Raw genomic sequence first — 18,005 nt, 5'->3', positions numbered from 1 at the left:
GGACCGACTTGAAATACAAAATATCCACGGTACAAAACATAAACACCTGATGTCCTAAAATGTTTCGTGATATTCACATACTTCACCGTCCTCTGGTTTAACCATATACCTATTTTTAATATATGTTTTCAACTAACCTGCCCCGTTAGTTCAATAAGAAAAAGGCTTTACTCCTTCTTGAAGTAAAGCACCCGTTAGTATAAGTGAAAACCTTCACAATGTTTTTAATTACATATAACCTATAAGTTGAATTTAATGTCATTACTAGGATAAACATCGGCAAACCAACGTAACAGACCGTTGTGGTGATTAATAATTTGTTGGGCAGTTAATTCCTCCGAAGCCCACGTACTATGTGTATCGGAAACTAAAGTTACCTTATATCCCATACTAAAAGCTCTTCTACAAGTTGTATCAACACAAGCTTCTGTTTGAATTCCTGTAATAATAAGATGTTCAATACCTTGTTTTTTCAATTCCTCATCTAAAGAGGTATTAAAAAATGAATCTGGAGTTGTTTTTTGAATGATAATATCTTCTTCTTGTGGGGTTATAGCAGAATGAATGTTCCATCCCAATCCACCATCCTCCAATGGATGCCCAGCTGAGCCATTGTGCTGTACATAAAAAATCGGTGTATTAGTTAATCGTGCTTGGCTTAATAAATCTTTTAATATCTGTAGCAATTTGTCCCCCATGTAGACAACATTATCTTCTTGGAACATTCCGTTTTGAACATCAATAATTAACAGTGCTTTCTTTGTCATAATTCTCTCCTTTCAATGAAACTTACGTTCGTTAGTGTTCTAATTAGAACTTAATATAAACCTCTTATTGAACTAACCAGCTAATAGGATGTCAATATTTTTCTCTAAAATTCTAATTAACCCTATGTTATACTATTTTGTGCATGACAAATAGCCCTCCAAAAACCTTTTGGAAGGTTTTCTCTTTATTACTTTTAACCGTTAATTATTCTATATCCAGGAAAGTTTCTTTGCTATTTAACAAAGCATAAATCCAATGAAGTAGTTTGTTAATACAGGCTACAATCGCTACTTTGGAAGGCTTTCCTTCTGATTTTTTCTTGTCATAGAATTCTTTAAGCTTTTTGTTCCTTGAAGTTCTTATTCCGCATAATACCGCTAGATACAGGGCATGGCGCAATCTGCTTGAACCTCTTTTGGTAATACGATTGGTTGTTGCAGTGAACTTTCCTGATGAGTAAACTCTGGGATCTACTCCTGCAAAGGCAACCAGTTTTTTCGGATGACTAAACCGTTCGATTTCACCAATTTCGGAGATAATCGTTGCAGCGATTTTTTCTCCTATTCCAGGAATCGATTGGACAATCTCGTAGTCTTCTAGTTCATTTGCCAAGGTCACAATACGTTTCTCTAAAATTGAAAGATGTCCTTGGTACTGAAAAAGCATCTCAATATACATTTGAAGATTGATTAAGTGACTTTGATACACGACTTTTTGAAATGGATTTCGCGTTGCGGAATCCATTATTTTTTTCGCCTTTTCTCTTGCCCACTGGTCAGAACGACTTGGACAGAACTCTGCAACACGCAAGGCTAGTTTACTTTCCCCAGCTGATAATACGGCTTCTGAAGTCGGAAACTCCTCTAACATCAATAAAGAAACCTTTGAATATAGATCACCAAAAACCTTACGGTATTCAGGAAACACTTGATCTAAAATAGTATGAAACTGAAGTTTAGCTTCCACATACATATTCGTAACAATCTCCTGTTGTCTTGAAAGATTTCGAAGGTCTAAAAGCTTAAGTCCTCTGTTTTTATGAGGTTCAAAATCTTCTTTGTAATAAAGCACACACAACTGGTACGCATCAATTGCGTCCGTTTTCACCTGTCTTAAACTGGACTTCTTAGCCTGATAAGAAATAATAGGGTTAAGCAAGATATATAAAACCTTGTGCTCATCCAAGTATTGAATAACAGGGGAATGGTAATGGCCTGTAGATTCTAGAATGACCATAGGCATTTGCCCTGTCATCTCTTCAATCTCTTTTAAAAACCCAATAAAGCGATGTAATTCCTCTCTGGTATGCTTAATCGAAAAGCTCTTTCCAAACGGTTTTGATTTATCTAAGAATGCCTGAACTTGGCTTTCTCCTTTTGCCACATCCAGACCAACTACTGGACTCATTGGTATTCCTCCTCTGATTTTTACTAACCAGTACCCCTAATCCTTCTTGTAGTGTCATAGCTTCGCTTGTTATACGAGATCTACGTCCCAACCAGCCTCAAACATGTTTCTACAAGTAGGGGGTGGACAGTTTAGTTGACGGGATCGTTGTCCCACGCACCCGTACGTCCTACCCTGGCTACTGATATATTAAATCCTATTAAAAAAAGGTCAACCAGTAAAAACTGGTTAACCTTATAATACGAAGCACCCGTTAGTTCAATAAACGATTTATTTCTTATGAACTTTTACATAAACACTTCCAAATATTTTATCTCCAATATAAGCATCTAACTTCCACATTCCACTCTTAGGGAGCGTCATATTTGTTGGCGAGTGCTGATTTGCACCATTATTAGGGCTAAGAATAGACATTTCTTTTTTTGGTACAACTATTATTTCCTCATTACTGTTTTCGTGAGTTCCTAAAACCTTAAAATCACCAATTAACTCATCTTCATTTCCCCAAAAATGCCACATATACTTTTGTGTTTTATTTGGATAAAATCTTAGACCTTCGATATCCTCATAGAGAAATCCTAGACGACCTTCTTCTCCAATCATAGGAACACCATCAGATTCAAATAGAGAACTTTCATTCCAATTGTGTTGAATAACTTCTTCTTTTATCTGCTCTTCGTCATTACAGCCTGCAATTACTAACGACAAAATTACTGTGCAGATTAAAATTAATCTATTTTTGAACATAAACATACCCCTCCATCTTTTTATGTTTATTCCTTATACCTCCAAAGAATTTGTATATATAACACTTATTCAACCATATTGAACGATAATCCTTTAATTGTTCTTCAACTAACCTGCCCCGTTAGTTTAAGTGAAAGCCTTCACATACTTTAATTTCATATTAACATAAATATCCAAATTTCCTCTTAGATTATGTAGGTATGGAAAGTTAAATATAAATGGGAGATGTAACAAAACTCGTCCTTTTCTGAACACGGCACAAATGGTAAAAAAACCATCATATTAGTTTAATAATATTCAACAAAACTCTGCCCATTAATCTATGTTCATTAACCAAGTCTACCTAGTCTTATGTTACAATGAATATAGGATTATAATGGAAATGAGGAATGACTGTGTTAATTGGTTATGCTCGAGTGTCAACTGGTTTACAAAATTTGGATTTGCAAATAGATGCGCTTACCCAATATGGATGTGTGAAAATTTTTCACGATAAGATGAGTGGGTCAAAAAAACAGCGCCCTGGACTAGCAGAAGCGCTGAAATATGCTCGTCAAGGAGATACCATCGTGGTATGGCGATTAGATCGTCTGGGTCGAAACATGCAAGACTTGATTGACCTTGTCAACAACTTGAATGATCAAAGCATTGGTTTTCACAGTCTTCAAGAGAATCTCACTATGGATCGTGGCAATGCCACCGGACAGCTAATGTTCCATCTATTTGCGGCATTTGCTGAGTTTGAACGTAATCTTATTCAAGAGCGTTCAGCTGCAGGGCGAGTGGCAGCTAAAGCACGAGGCCGTCTTGGCGGACGTCCAGAGAAATACGGAGTGAAAGATATTGAAATGATGAAAGCACTTATTGACGGGGGCACACCAATTAAAGATGTGGCACAAAGATGGGGCGTTTCTAGAACTACTATCTATCGTTATTTGGAACGTAAATAATTGAAATTACATATAAGTCAAGCGAATATTGTTTCTGTTGGACACAACTCAATCTAAGGCACCATAGGAAATTTTCACTACATGATTAGATTTACAGATTTTTTCTTGAATAACAGAAGATGAGGAGAGCGATTCCATAAAGATAGCGTGAAGGAATTCATTTAGCTGGTATAGTATTTGGTCGGCCAAGGTTAAGTTTACAGAAGAGTCAAAAGATGTATATAACAGATAGAAATTATTTAAAAAGTTCTGTAGGAAACTGGAAAAAGAAATAAACTCGACAGAGGTATGTAAAATGAGTTTCTTCTATAAATAGAAGAAACTCATTTTACATATCAGAATGCCAAACGATTGAGAAATCCTTTCATAAACAATTTTAAAGATGGTTCCCTTTTTGATTGAAAACCATCCTTTTTAATTCCTTATAAATTATTAGTTGGTTGGTATTCATAGATTTAACTTTATTCTAAATGCTTTTTTGAATAATATGTTTAAACTCCAATACTTGATTCCTTAAAGATATGTTCGTTTTCATATTCAAGGTTATTTAATGCCATATAATACAAGAGAGAAGCACTCGTGTATGCTGCGTATCTTTGGACATTGTCATTTTTTTGATTGTCTGCAAAATCACAAACTGATTTGAGTGCAAATGCTATTGGCTTTGGTTTAGGACTTTGTGTCGCTGAAAAAAGTACTCCGTAGGATTCCATTTCAACTCCAATTAATTTTCTGTTATGTTTTATTATAGAATCAATAACTTCTTGATGTGCTAAAACTGCAGCACCTGAAGCCACAGGGCCCACATGCAACTTTAAACTTGTTTCTGGCGAATCAGCTGGCCACTTTGACTTAATATCATTAAGAAGTATTGAATTATTACCTAATGATATTAAGGTAGACCTAATATCTGCTTCTAGCCTAACGGGGTTAGGATCTGGGTAGAATACTTTCTCATTATTTTCTTCTTTTATTTTTCCACTTCCGTAATCCCAGGATGGATCTGCAGCTAATATGTCTCCTAAATTTACTTCTCCTCTAATTCCTGCTGTAATTCCAGTCATCACTAAATAGTTTGGTTTAAAATTATATATCATTTTCATTGTCAAGGCCGATGATGCTGTCATTCCCATTTGAGAGGCAGCGGCAGCAACAACTCTTATCTGTTTATCATCATTTTCAAATACACCTGAATAGTACAAAGTGTTATCTCCAGGAATCTTAAATTCTTCCCATTTTCCATCAAGTTTTTTTATACTATCTAATTCTACTTTATCAAGAGCACACACTATTGCTAATTCATAATCATACTTCATTGGAACTGAGTCTCCCTTCGACTTTGTTGAGATGATGTGCTGGATAGCATTGCGAATTTGTGATGCCCATTCATCGGTGTATTCACTGTATTTCACCAGTGAATACAAATGTTTTTGAAATTCTTCATTTGCGCTTGAAAAGGTCTCTTCATATGCAGTTATACCAATAATATGATTGGGAACTTTATACCTTTTAGATAATTTCATTTCAAAAAGGAAATCTATACCACCGTTTAGTCTTGCTTCTTGATCAATTCGAATTGGAATTTGAATATCAAGTAAAAGCAAATCATATTGAATATCTCTTATTTTTCTTTTTGCATTAATAATATCAGTAACAATTTCAATATTATTAGGATCAATTACTTTTGATATTTCAAGAGATATTTTTTGTATTTTTTTTGGATTATCATCAAGAATAAGAATTTTTATCATTTTAGTTCCCGATACTTTTCTGTTTAAGTAAAATTGAAAACTCATCTTTCCAACCTTTTATAGCTGGATTATAGTATACAGTTCCAAGATAAATCCCCACGAATTTTTCAAGAAGTTCTTGTTTTAACTCAGGAAGTGTTATTGAGCTACTTAATTCACCAAAACGTTCGAATTGAGTCACAATAATAACAGGAATAGTGATACCACGTCTCTTCATCTGCCTTAAAATTTCTCTACCCGCAAAAGGCTTAGGTCTTCCCCCACCATCTGAGTCTGTTATATCAAACGTAGGCATGCTCATATCTAAAACTACTAAATCATAACTTCCTTTTACAATTTCTTTAAGTCCACTTTGATAAGAAAACGTTTTGTTAATTTCACTAGATTTTATGGATTCTTTAATAAATTCAATAATGTGTTTTATTTTATTTTGATCGTCCTCTATTATTAGAATCCTCATTCAATAATCTCCTTAGCGTCTATTTCTATACTAATCAAAAAGCCTTTATCTTTTATATATTCAAAGTTAATATTATGTTCGCATTTAAGGTCAATTTGAATAATTTTTTTTATTTTTGAAAATCCAGTACCTCCTTCTTTACTTACCATCTCTAATGCATTTGCTTCTTTTAGTTTTGATCTATATTTTTGTAATTTTGCATTTCCTTCAGTGATATCAAATTGTGTATTCATTTCGTTAATACACGTTAAAATTAACTTTTCATCTTCTCTTTTGAAAGTTATTTCGACTTCTGGAGCATTTTCCATGTTGCTATGTTTAATTATATTATCAAAAATAATGAATGCTATATCTACAAAACTTTTTAGAGTCTTTCCATTTAAAGTAACATTTTCTAAAAATTTATTTTCTACTTTTATTGTTTTATTAGTATAAATGTTCTTTATCATTTCAAATCCTATTTCAATAGGTAAATTTAATTGATAGTTTGATCTCTCTGCTATTTTGCTACGAGTAAACCAATTCGATATTTTATCAAGCTCATACTGTATCGTTGTTTTAGTTCTTGCAATATCAGAATTAATATCGGTAACGTCAACAACAGGTTTTAAAGTGTTTATGTTTTGTTGTAATAACTCGAAGGTATTATTGAATTTATCTTTTAATTCGCTAGAAATATGGCTTCTAATTCTTTCTAAACTTGAATCTGTTTTCTTCCAAAGTAAATCAAATACAGTCTCAACAAATTCTTCATAAGTGGTATTTTCTGAAACAATATCCTCCACGTACTTTATATCTTCAAATGTGATAATAAAGTTAAACATCCGTTCAGGGTTTTTATTCTCAGTTTTAATTTGTATCCAAGAATTTTTTAGCATATCGATAAGTTCATCAATATTCATAGAAAATTCCTCTAAATAATTATTTATCTTTTCTGAATTTTCTTGATTAGTATAGTTAAACTTCTGCTTCCAAAAATGATTAGTATAATATCTTTCATTTTCACTATCATATTGAGTTATTAGATTTTCAGCCTCGATTGGACCTCTTAATTGTCCTGACAATGTCCCATGTCTTATACCAACACTTAAATAGACATCTAAACCATACTCATTACTTGACACAAAACTATCTCTCAATTCAATTACCATAGATGTTAAAAGATTTGTTTTTTCATTTCTAGGCATCTTAATTTGTAAAAGGACTCGGTCTCCTTCGGGTGAATTAATATAGATAAATTCAGGTACCTCATCTTTAAACTTTTGTTGTAAAAACGATTTGTAACGAATAAAACCTTCTTTTAAACTTTTTTCATGTGTAGCTTTTATACCTTCTACATCAACATAAATCTTACTTTTTTCAATTTCCTGCAACCCTTTTCTTATCATTTGCCTTTGGGTAATATTTTTAATTTCTTCTAAATAATATTTCTCATTATTAGAATCGATTTCTCTTAATAATTGGCATACTAAAATTCTTTCTGTTTCAATTTCCTCAGTGTTTTCAAATTCAATAGAATTATCCATTACTGTAGGAACACAAACATTTCTTAAATAATAGATTAGTTCAGACTCTATAAAATTATTTTTAATTAATTTTAAGTCTGAAGGCTTTAACAAATTTTGAGAATATAAAAATTCCTCATATGCATCAGCTTTTAAAGAATCTCTATCTGAACTTATATTCTTAGAATATACATCATAAATAATCGGAATTGATAAATTTTTAAATATAGAATTATCTGTATTGTTTTCTATTTCATCAAGTATATTAACAATTGGTAATTTCATAAAAATATTTTCATTTAATAACATAAACTCTGCAATTATATTTATACAATCCATAAGTTTTCCATTTTTTATATGACAAGTAACTAAACCTAAAATTCCATCTAAGCGATCCAAAAAATGTTCGGATTTAACAATTTCATTGAATAAAAGTGATGCTGCGTCAAAGTCATCTAAAGAGAATAATATTTTTGCCTTGAATTTTTTAAATTGTTCAGATGGTAAGTGCAACAAAGTAAGTTTAATTAAATCTTTTTCATGAATTGCTTCGTAAAGTTGTAACGATTTATTTAAAGAATCATTTTCATTTTCAGTATTGAATAAAGTTGGTATTTCCCTATTGTATAAATTAAAAATAGGATTAAAATTATTGGAAAGTAATTCACCTATGTGTACAAAATCATTGTTATAAGCTGTATTAAAATCATAATGAACACTTATTATTAGTCCACGTAATTTCCATGCCCAATCTTGACTAGCATATAAATATGTTATTTTGAGTAGTTTTGTATAACTCTCGCTAGATTTAGAGTTATGTATGTATAGATTTTCTAATAGGAATATTATCTGCCCTAAAAGACATGTTTTTCCAATAAATATACTATCTTGTTTTTCCCTAATTAAAGATGATACATAAATATGGTATATTTCAACATTATCCGGATAAGAATTTAATAATTCTTCGCATATATTTATCGTTTCCTGATATTCACCAGAGATGAAATAATTCATTGCATTTGTTTTTAAATCCTCAAAATAATTTGTTTTTTGAATCACATTTAAAATGGATTTTAAAACTGGATCTTCGATATGTAACAATAATTTCTTTAAACTATTAAAATTAAAAGATTCTGATTTTACTGTTTGATATTCACAGATTTTAATAAAAGTATGATAGCGATCAATTAATGAAAATAAATTTTCATAAATTAAAATCTTATCAAAATCATACTTTTTAATTGTACTAAGATTAAGTTTGAATTCAATATAATTATAAAGAGAGAATTCTTCGCTTTCATTGGAATTCTCTTTAATTTCTTCATTTAATTCATCAATTCTGGAATCATATTTGCTAGGTGAGATATTCTTTTCAGCCCTTATACTATGATAACTCACAAGGAATTTAACTAGAGATCTAACTACACTATTGTCACGTATAATATCATTTACAAATGTTTTTTGTTTTTTTAATCCATCTTTTTCTTCCATAAGTGAAATTCTGTTTTCTAGTAACCAAATTGAGAAACCAAATTTATTTTCGATTAAATCTAAAATCCCCCAAGCAGAATCTAGATCTCCATGCAAAATATTAGTATTAAATTTACGTTTTAGAATTAAAAAATCATTTATTTTTTGGCTATGACGAGAAATAGTGAGTGCGGTCCAATATAATTCTTTTTCTAAACTTCCTGATGAACTAAGTAACCTTGAATTACCTAAATTTTCTATTTTATCAGGAAATAAATTTCCAGTTAGGGTATTCTTAAAATATGTCACTTTAAAAATTTCATCATAGAAAGTTGAGAGTTCCTCAATTGATATATGATTCTTATAGTAAGAGATTCCCCCCCCTAAGGTTGTGTACTTTTTCAATTCTTGAATATATTTTGTTCTTTGTTTCAATTTTTTGGACATATAGTATCCTCACTTCAATTTAATATAGTCACAATTTCTATAATTTTGTATGTATATAAATAATAACATTTAATACCAAATTTTTCTTAATCAATTCTACCTTCTCCTCAACGATTTATTGGAACGTAAGTGATTTGAAACATAAGAAGAATTTAGAAGCTTTTATTGCGTAACATGTTTATAGGTTCTTTCTTGGGTGGAAGAAGAAGGAACGAAGACGAATTCGAAAAAAGACAACGTGAAGCACCTTAAATAAGGCTAAGAGTAGATTAGATGTCTATCTTCACATCTATGTAATTATAGAGAATAAATCAAATAGTTTTTTACTTTCTTTTGTCTTCAAAATACTGAAAGACTAAATCATAAGATTCAATAAGTGTGATTAATTTATTACCATTTTTCAATTAACTTAATTTTCTCATCTATTTTTCGGATATTATATTCATTAATATATATTTGTTCTCTGATTTCTTCTTCATTTTTATAAAAATGTTTTGTAGCAAAATAAAATGAAAATCCAAATACTAAAATAAATATGATACATATCAATATGAGCACTATTTCAGAAATAACGACTTCGATTAACGTCTGATATTCAGAAACGTCTTTGGCCCACTCAAACAATAAAGGTAAAATTTGAGTAGTGATAATATTTGCTAATATTACAACCACCAATCCTAATACTATTCCTCGAAAGCCGTAATAATTAGTTTCCTTTTGAGTTGCTTCTAAGTGAATTTTTATTTCTTTTAAAGTATTGATTTCGGAATCATTTTCTTTAGAGAAAATATCTAGTAAAACCTCTAATTCTTTCTTCGCTCTTAATCTAAGAGTCTCCGAATTACTGTGCTTATTTGTGATTTTTTTAATAAATTCTTTATTTTTATTTCTTTGTTTTCTCTTTTTTCTCTTTCTGAATTTATCAATAATTTTCAATAAATTCATGTTATCTTCCCTCATATTATTCCATCTCCTCATTTTGATTTCGAATTTGTAATGATAAGGTTTCATACTTAAATGAAGAAAGGACACCAAACAGCGTATTGCTGTAAGATATCCTTCTATTGTCTTGTGAAATTTTATTCTATTTACTTTCATCAAGATAATCCAAATGCTGTGTAATGGTGTGTCGGTTATTACACAGTTCCCTATCCCATAGGCTACGCGAAGCATATTGCTTCGCTAATTTTACACCAACCATGAAATACAAAAAAAATGCTGATATTTTGAAATCCTTATTCAACTAATTTGCCCATTTAGTTGAATAAGATCAATAACTATTCATGAGAAAATGTATATAAAATCTATATTTTATTAATTATTCCCTATTAGTGAACCTGAAGTATAACTCAAATAAATGTGCAACTCTTTCGCTGTCATTACCAAACTTTTTATTATATGCTTTCTCCACTACTCTATCTAATTGTTGGTGAGCCTTTAATAAATCTGTGGGCATAGTCAACATGTGATATAGATCTGCTAATGTGCTATCCAAATAATTTTTTCTTATTTCGAGCACCTTTTCTGCACTATCTTCAATTGCTCGTTTTTGTTTTTCAGTTGGTTGTGGAAAAATAAAATTATTGTAAACTATTGTATTTGAATAATTATAGTCACTTTTCAATCTACCAGCTACCGTCTTTACCCATACCATGTGCATATTTGATGTAAGGATTCCAAATAGATACAAACTAGTATTACTCAAAAAGAATACTCTATCACTAGCAATTGTTGGTGGAATTTCATAAGCTAACGGAATATATTTTCTATTCTCTGAACTTACTCTTGGTATGATGAGAAAAGGCTCTGTTGGAATTCTAGTCTCTGTAAATACTAGAGGTGTATCAGCAGCTTTCTTTGTTGCAAGTTTTTTACTACTTAATCGTACTTTTCTAACTTCTTCAACCAATTTTAAAGCATGTGGCATTTTTTTCAATTGATTATGTGGACAGTCAGGAAGATATAGACAAAATCTTTTCTTATTGTTAATTAACTCAACAGAACCAATCCAGGGCCGAAAATATTCTTTTGAAAGAGGTTCTTTTTTTATGAAATCCACCATCTCATTTTCATCAAATAGATAGTGTCCTCCGTCTGTCGCTTGACTTCCTTTTACCATAGGTTTTACATCAGATAAAGGCTTACTCCTTCTTTTTATAAAAACAATAGGCCCATCAACTAAATACTGACTAATATTTTTCACCTTTTTTACTATTGGTTCACCTTTTATATCCGGATATTCATATAGAGTTTTAGTTGTAGCTTCTATATGACTAAATCCTACTATTACACAATAAACAGCTGCTATACCACGTGCTTCATTTGACCATTTAAATGTTTGATGTGCAAAAAATATATCTATTTTTCCTACTTCAAAAAGATACTTCCATAAAGAAATTGCCTGCTCACCTTGTGATATAGAATTTGTAGCAACTAACCCTACTTTAATTGATGTATTTTGTATATAATCTGCCGCTTTAATAAACCAACAAGAAACGAAATCAAGCTGGCCAACTTTCCCCATTTTTTTCGTTATACTCCTTAAATCTTTTTTTTGTTCCTCAGTCATCAACCAAGATCCCGCAAAAGGTGGATTACCCAAAATAAAATTAAGATCAGAGTTGGGTATAACGTCTTGCCATTCTATTTGCAATGCATTTTTATGAATAATATTTGCTTTCTTTTTTAATGGTAAACGTATAAAATATTCTCCGAATTCTTGACTTACAAGCATGTTCATTTGATGATCGATTAACCAAAGTGCAACCTGAGCTATTTGAGCTGAAAATTCGTCAATCTCAATCCCGTAAAATTGGTCAACATCTAATTTAACTAATAATTCTATGTTAAGAGTCATTTGTCCCCTTGTTAATTCTCTAAGGATATCTACTTCAAGAAGACGTAACTCTCGATAAGTAATAATTAAAAAGTTTCCACAACCACAAGCTGGATCCAAAAATTTCAAACTAGCTAATTTATCATGTAATTTCTCAAGTTTTCGTTTATTACTCTTAACAGTCTCAAACTCTGTATATAATTCATCTAAAAATAATGATTTTATAACCTTCATTATGTTCTGTTCAGAAGTGTAATGTGCACCTAACTCACGTCGTGCTTCCGGGTCCATTACACTTTGAAACATTGATCCAAAGATTGCAGGAGAAATTTTCCCCCAATCTAAAATACAACACTCTAAGAATAATTCCCTCATTTCAGTATCAAAAGAAGCCGATGACAATCTTTCTTCAAATAATTTACCATTAACATAAGGAAAAGCCATTAATGACTCAGAGAGGTTTTTTAATCTTTTATTATTTGGCTTATTTAGTGTATCAAAAATCATTTCAAAGTAAGCACCTAAATCAGAACCATCTTTTTTTGTGTGTTGTTCAACATAATCCCTAAATATGTTTTTCTCAAAAATACTCGTATCATCAGCAAATAAACAAAATAATAGGCGGACAAGATACACTTCTAGCTCATGACCTACATAACCAACTTCTTTCAATTTGTCATGTAATTTAGCCATTTTTTCAGCTGCTTTAATATTGACTGGGTCTTGTTCTTTGTATTCTTGTTTTTGATAACCAGCAATAAATCCGAAAAGTTCAATATTCTCATGGAGCTGGCTAATATTAAACGTTCTTTTTGCTTCTGTTTCCAAATCATATAAAGTAAATCTTTCAAAGTCTGACACTAATATGTATTTAGGGAGTTCTGATTCTTTTAGGCCAGGAAAATAATCCGTTGCTTGTTTATAGGCTCTTTCAAGATCTTTTCCCTTTGACTTGTGTTCAACTAATAAAACACCTTTCCATAATAAATCGATAAACCCTGTTCCATTTAACGTTTTAACTCTTTCTTCAAAAGTTGCCACACGCCTTCTATGAATACCAAAGATATTAAAGAATTCATTCCAAAATGTCTTGGCTTCCGCATTTTCACTTGTCTCATCTTTCCAATCCATTGAAAAACGAAATGCTCTGTCTCTTATTTCATTCCAACTAAGCGTTGCCACAATATATTCCTCCGTCTAACATCGATTAACGATGATATCAATTATAATAGTTTGGAACACTTTTATTTTAGTTTACTATATTAAAGGTTTTTTATGTAAAATCGACAAAATTAAGGATTTATACTACAACTAATTTAAGAGGTCATAAGCTTGGACGATAAAGAGCTTTTAGATGAAAAACCAAGAGTCTTGAAGGAATCCTATGTAGACCGAATTAATTGAACAACAAGAAGTGTATACACATATGGAAAGTTTATCGCTCTTTTGAAGAGCTGAAGCACGCAGTGAATAAGTATATTTATTACTATAACAATGAACGGATAAAAGCAAAATTGACTGCTGGTATGAGCCCGGTTGAATACCGTCTCCATACAAGCCAACTAGCTGCTTAAATATTTCGGTCTAACTATTCGGGTTCAGTACACAATTCTAGGCTTTTACTGATCCATATATTGAATTAACTTCTTAATTCCATCTTTACTAATCCAAGCCTCACCAATTTTAACAACCTCGGTTGAAACCTTACCGGTTATAGCACATACATAGATCTGACAATGTGCCTCAATAATTATTTATGTATCATTAGAAGTCCGCAACTACCCCACAGGTTTTGTAAATCTAGAAGCCGAAAATGGACATTAAGAATAGTTATGACAATCTCCTATTGTCTTAATCTATTTAACGTTTAAGACTTTACTTCCAAAATGCGGCATTTTGCGATAGAGTATTAAAATACAAAATAAACCATTTGGAGTGGATAAGATGTTTATACATAAAATTGATGAGGACTTATCTTTAAAGCTAATTGAATTAAGAGATGGAGAGAAAATATTTGAATTAACAAATAATTCAAGGGCTTATTTAAGGGAATGGCTCCCTTGGCTTGATACTACAGTAAACCTTGAAGATACAATAAAGTTCATCAAAATGGCCTTAAAAGGTTTCGCTGAAAATAAGAGCTTAAATGCAGTTATATTATTTAAGGGAGAAATCGTTGGAATTGCAGGTTACAACAATATAAATTGGGCAAATAAAACTGCATACATAGGTTATTGGCTTGGAGGAGAATTCCAAGGAAATGGAATTATGACCAAAGTAGCTAAAGGATTGACCAATTATGCTTTTAAAGAGTTAAATCTAAATAAAGTTGAGATTAGGGCTGCACTTGAGAATAAGAAGAGCAGGGGCATACCCGAAAGATTGAACTTTGTAAATGAAGGATGTATTAGACAAGCTGAATGGCTATATGACCATTACGTTGATCACGTTGTTTATGGAATATTGGCAGAAGAATGGATTGAAGAATAGATAAAAGTTCTTATTAAGCTAACGGGCAAATTCTTACTACGGGGGACACAAGGAGATAATTATGACTAGAGAATTATGTTTATATAAAGAATTTCTGAATGTTTCTAGAATGTTAAATCAACAGTTAGACATTGTACCTGTCCTATATGGTTCATTGGGACTTGAAATAATAACAAAAGTGGATTTTTCTCCCCAAGATATTGATATTCTTGTTCCCTTAAGTTTCTTGGAAGAGAGATGGCAATTACTCCAACATACTATGGAGCAGTTAGACTATACAATGATTGATTTAAATGAACATGAATTTATAAAAAAAGATATTAAAATCGGGTTTTCTTTTACCGAGGGTTTATTAGAATTTGCGAATGTAGACTATACAAGTTTAAAAGTATTTGAAGATAATCACGCAAAATACCATTTACTAACTGTCGCGGATTACCTTAAAGTCTATAATAAGTCGTTATTAGACGGGTATAGAAAAACAAAAAACAATAGTAAAGACTTAGATAAATTACTGATTTTGAATAAACTTGTTCAAGATTAAACAACTAATTAATTAGCATTGATTTTTATTTATTGTTCATTGACCGGCTGCCTTTACAAGGCGGCTTTTTCTTAAGATTAGTCATGTACTTCCTCGTCCGGAGGTTAGTTGAATAAGGAATGGTTTTCACTATGTGTTAATGTAATGAATTAAAAATAGATAGTTATATCTTATGGAGGATATGTAATGAGAGATTATACAGAGGGTTACCTATGTAAATGCTGCGGAGAGTATCATGATGAACTACCTATGAGTTACGGTAGTTCGGTTCCCGACTATTTCTATGATGTACCAACTGAAGAGCAAGAAAATCGAATTGAGATGAATGAAGATTTGTGTGTGATTGATGATGAATACTTCTTTATTCGTGGAAGTATCGAAATTCCCCTAATAAACAGTAGTAAACCATTTATATGGGATGTATGGGTTTCTTTAAGTGCAGCAAATTTTGATAAAACAAATGAGTATTGGGACGTTGAAGGAAGAGAAAAACAAATAGATTCGATGTTTGGCTGGCTATCGACTTCCATTCCTGGTTATCCAGAAACAATAGAATTAAAAACGATTGTACATACTCGTTCAATAGGTGAACGTCCCTATATAGAATTAGAACCAACTAAACACCCTTTAGCTAAAGAGCAAAAGGAAGGTATAACAATTGATAGAGTTAAGGAGATAGCTGAAAAATTATGTGAACAAGATGAACAAAAGTAAGCGATACTTTTCAACTAACTTGCGCTTTACTTAAACAACCGGCTGCCTTTACCAGGCGGCTTTTCTTATTGCCTAGATTTTAATCGTGTACCTATACTTAGATTGGTATAGGTTATTGAACTTAGATCTTTGAACGAGTTCTTGAACATTAATGAAAGTGTCAAACCTCAAAAAACAGTATAAATATGGGATGTCCATTAACTCCTGGTTTTCTAATAAAAAAAACCTGAAGCGATTTCAGGCTTTTACTGATCCATATATTGAATTAATTTCTTGATTCCATCTTTACTAATCCATGCCTTACCAACTTTAACTACCTCAGTCGAAATCTTACCTATATACGCACACAAATATGTTTGACGATGTGGCTAAATGTTTTGTAGAGTATAATTTTGAAAACCGGTAACTCCCCCACCTTTTGCAAACTTATAGAAGCCTCAGATCGATAAAGTAAAAATGGTTAGGGCAATCCTCCATTGTAGTAACTCATTTAACCCAAAGATTTCAACAATATTAGTAAAAACACCTCCGAGTCGATGTGTTATGTCAACCTGTTGTGTATGCGTAATGCATGCAAATTGAGCAATAGAATTCATGGATTACGGATTTCTGTGTCCACTTTCTGATGCAAGTTAAATCGAATATGAATTCCCAATATTTAAATATTTAACCATTTTATATGATAAAATAAATAAATATATATATAAGGGGGTTTTGATGTGTTTTCATATAGAGTGGATGAACAAATAGAAATTGATTTATTGCAGCAACAACACAAAGAAGAATTGTATAATTTAGTAAATGCAAATAGAGAGCACTTACGTAAATGGTTACTTTGGGTGGATAAAAGAAAATCAGCAGAGGATTTTGAACCAATCATACCAATATGGATAACAAATTACGCTAATAATAATGGGTTTGATGCAGGTATTAGATATAACGGGAAATTGGTTGGCATGATTGGTCTGCATTATATTGATTGGAAAAACAAATCAACCAGTATTGGTTATTTTTTGTCTGAAGAAGCTCAAGGTAAAGGAGTTATTACGAAGAGTATACGATCATTAGTAAAATATCTTTTTGAAGAAATGGGCCTACATAGAATTGAAATTCAATGTGCTGGTAATAATTTAAGAAGTATATCTGTCCCAACGAGATTGGGATTTATTCAAGAAGGAATTACTCGTGATGGGCAATGGCTATATGATCATTATGAAGACTTAATTACTTTTAGTATGTTAAAGAGTGATTGGGAATGAAACCGTTGGCGTTGTCTCGCCTTCGGTTTTTTGTTTAACTTTCCGATTCTCACTTATTTCATCCCTCTTTTTTGTACCGAAGGTAATCACTTCCGACTCGTAGTGTTATGTCAACCTAGGATGTATAAACTATACAATCGAGTTGAGTAATTGAATCGATGGCAGGCCGATGGGTCATCCATTTTCCACTTCAACTTACGGGGCTGGTAACTAGAAGAAGGAAATCAAAAACTTATATGGAACTTTAATTAAAAATGTAACTTACAAGGGGTGAATGAAATCACCACAATATGTTTGGTAAGACACGGGGAAACGGATTGGAATGCATTAGGTAAACTTCAAGGGAGAACTGATATAAAGTTAAATGAAACAGGCATTATACAAGCTGAGGAATGTAGCGAGTTTCTTAAATCATTTAAATGGGATGTAATCATAACAAGCCCATTAAAAAGGGCAAAACAAACAGCAGAAATTATAAATAAAAATCTCAATGTACCTCTTATTGAGATGAAAGAATTTTTAGAAAGGGACTATGGGGATGCTGAGGGCATGGTATTAGAGGAAAGAATATCTGCATTTCCAGATAAATCATATCCAAATCAAGAAGACAGGTTAACTTTAAATAATCGTATAATGACAGGGATTCAGGAAATAAAT

The 18,005-nt window shown here is 31.6% G+C and carries 15 protein-coding genes; 7 read left to right on the top strand and 8 right to left on the bottom strand.

The genetic code is table 11. The annotated features are described in order from the left end of the window. Positions 1 to 239: 239 nt before the first annotated feature. The 3 genes from AC3EA5_RS15475 to AC3EA5_RS15465 form a co-directional block, all read right to left on the bottom strand. Positions 240 to 767, bottom strand: coding sequence for a cysteine hydrolase family protein (locus AC3EA5_RS15475; protein ID WP_488609149.1), 528 nt, complete (start codon positions 765 to 767; stop codon positions 240 to 242). Positions 768 to 972: 205 nt separating this feature from the next. Then, positions 973 to 2,175, bottom strand: a complete 1,203-nt coding sequence (locus AC3EA5_RS15470) for an IS110 family RNA-guided transposase (RefSeq protein WP_488609148.1) — start codon at positions 2,173 to 2,175, stop codon at positions 973 to 975. A gap of 270 nt (positions 2,176 to 2,445) precedes the next feature. After that, positions 2,446 to 2,922, bottom strand: a complete 477-nt coding sequence (locus AC3EA5_RS15465) for a DUF4871 domain-containing protein (protein ID WP_488609147.1) — start codon at positions 2,920 to 2,922, stop codon at positions 2,446 to 2,448. Positions 2,923 to 3,317: 395 nt separating this feature from the next. Between AC3EA5_RS15465 and AC3EA5_RS15460 the strand changes: the two genes are divergently transcribed. Then, entirely contained in the window at positions 3,318 to 3,872 is a 555-nt protein-coding gene (locus tag AC3EA5_RS15460) for a recombinase family protein (protein ID WP_488609151.1), read from the top strand. Between the two features lie 491 nt (positions 3,873 to 4,363). Here AC3EA5_RS15460 and AC3EA5_RS15455 read toward each other — a convergent pair whose 3' ends face one another. The 5 genes from AC3EA5_RS15455 to AC3EA5_RS15435 all read right to left on the bottom strand — a co-directional run bounded on the left by AC3EA5_RS15455 (position 4,364) and on the right by AC3EA5_RS15435 (position 13,523). Then, positions 4,364 to 5,668 carry a phosphorylase family protein gene (locus AC3EA5_RS15455; protein WP_488609146.1) on the bottom strand — a complete coding sequence of 435 codons (1,305 nt, stop codon included), beginning with the start codon at positions 5,666 to 5,668 and terminating at the stop codon, positions 4,364 to 4,366. Next, a complete protein-coding gene (locus AC3EA5_RS15450; protein WP_488609145.1) occupies positions 5,625 to 6,083 on the bottom strand; it encodes a response regulator in 459 nt (152 codons plus the stop codon). Before AC3EA5_RS15450 ends, AC3EA5_RS15455 begins: the two co-directional genes overlap by 44 nt. After that, positions 6,080 to 9,505, bottom strand: a complete 3,426-nt coding sequence (locus tag AC3EA5_RS15445; RefSeq protein WP_488609144.1) for a hypothetical protein — start codon at positions 9,503 to 9,505, stop codon at positions 6,080 to 6,082. The genes AC3EA5_RS15450 and AC3EA5_RS15445 overlap by 4 nt, the downstream gene beginning before the upstream one ends. A gap of 390 nt (positions 9,506 to 9,895) precedes the next feature. After that, on the bottom strand, positions 9,896 to 10,450 hold the full coding sequence (locus tag AC3EA5_RS15440) for a hypothetical protein (protein ID WP_488609143.1): 555 nt from the start codon (positions 10,448 to 10,450) through the stop codon (positions 9,896 to 9,898). Positions 10,451 to 10,823: 373 nt separating this feature from the next. Continuing rightward, positions 10,824 to 13,523: a class I SAM-dependent DNA methyltransferase gene (locus AC3EA5_RS15435; protein WP_488609142.1), complete on the bottom strand. Its 2,700-nt coding sequence runs from the start codon at positions 13,521 to 13,523 to the stop codon at positions 10,824 to 10,826. 218 nt (positions 13,524 to 13,741) lie between these two features. Here AC3EA5_RS15435 and AC3EA5_RS15430 point away from each other — a divergent pair, with 218 nt between their 5' ends. The 6 genes from AC3EA5_RS15430 to AC3EA5_RS15405 form a co-directional block, all read left to right on the top strand. Further along, positions 13,742 to 13,915 (top strand): IS3 family transposase, encoded by a 174-nt coding sequence (locus AC3EA5_RS15430; protein WP_488609141.1) that lies wholly within the window; start codon positions 13,742 to 13,744, stop codon positions 13,913 to 13,915. Positions 13,916 to 14,285: 370 nt separating this feature from the next. After that, complete coding sequence (locus AC3EA5_RS15425; protein WP_488609140.1) at positions 14,286 to 14,831, top strand: GNAT family N-acetyltransferase; 546 nt, start codon at positions 14,286 to 14,288, stop codon at positions 14,829 to 14,831. A gap of 61 nt (positions 14,832 to 14,892) precedes the next feature. Next, positions 14,893 to 15,375 carry a hypothetical protein gene (locus AC3EA5_RS15420; protein WP_488609139.1) on the top strand — a complete coding sequence of 161 codons (483 nt, stop codon included), beginning with the start codon at positions 14,893 to 14,895 and terminating at the stop codon, positions 15,373 to 15,375. A 186-nt stretch (positions 15,376 to 15,561) separates the two neighbouring features. Beyond that, positions 15,562 to 16,089, top strand: coding sequence for a DUF2199 domain-containing protein (locus AC3EA5_RS15415; RefSeq protein ID WP_488609138.1), 528 nt, complete (start codon positions 15,562 to 15,564; stop codon positions 16,087 to 16,089). Positions 16,090 to 16,808: 719 nt separating this feature from the next. After that, complete coding sequence (locus AC3EA5_RS15410) at positions 16,809 to 17,348, top strand: GNAT family N-acetyltransferase (RefSeq protein ID WP_488609137.1); 540 nt, start codon at positions 16,809 to 16,811, stop codon at positions 17,346 to 17,348. Positions 17,349 to 17,627: 279 nt separating this feature from the next. Further along, positions 17,628 to 18,005, top strand: a 378-nt coding sequence (locus tag AC3EA5_RS15405) for a histidine phosphatase family protein (protein ID WP_488609150.1), incomplete at its 3' end; no start/stop codon positions are given.

The organism is Paenisporosarcina sp. (assembly GCF_057785155.1).
The sequence above is the reverse complement of the archived record's forward strand: the minus strand, read 5'-3'. Positions and strand labels throughout refer to the sequence as shown.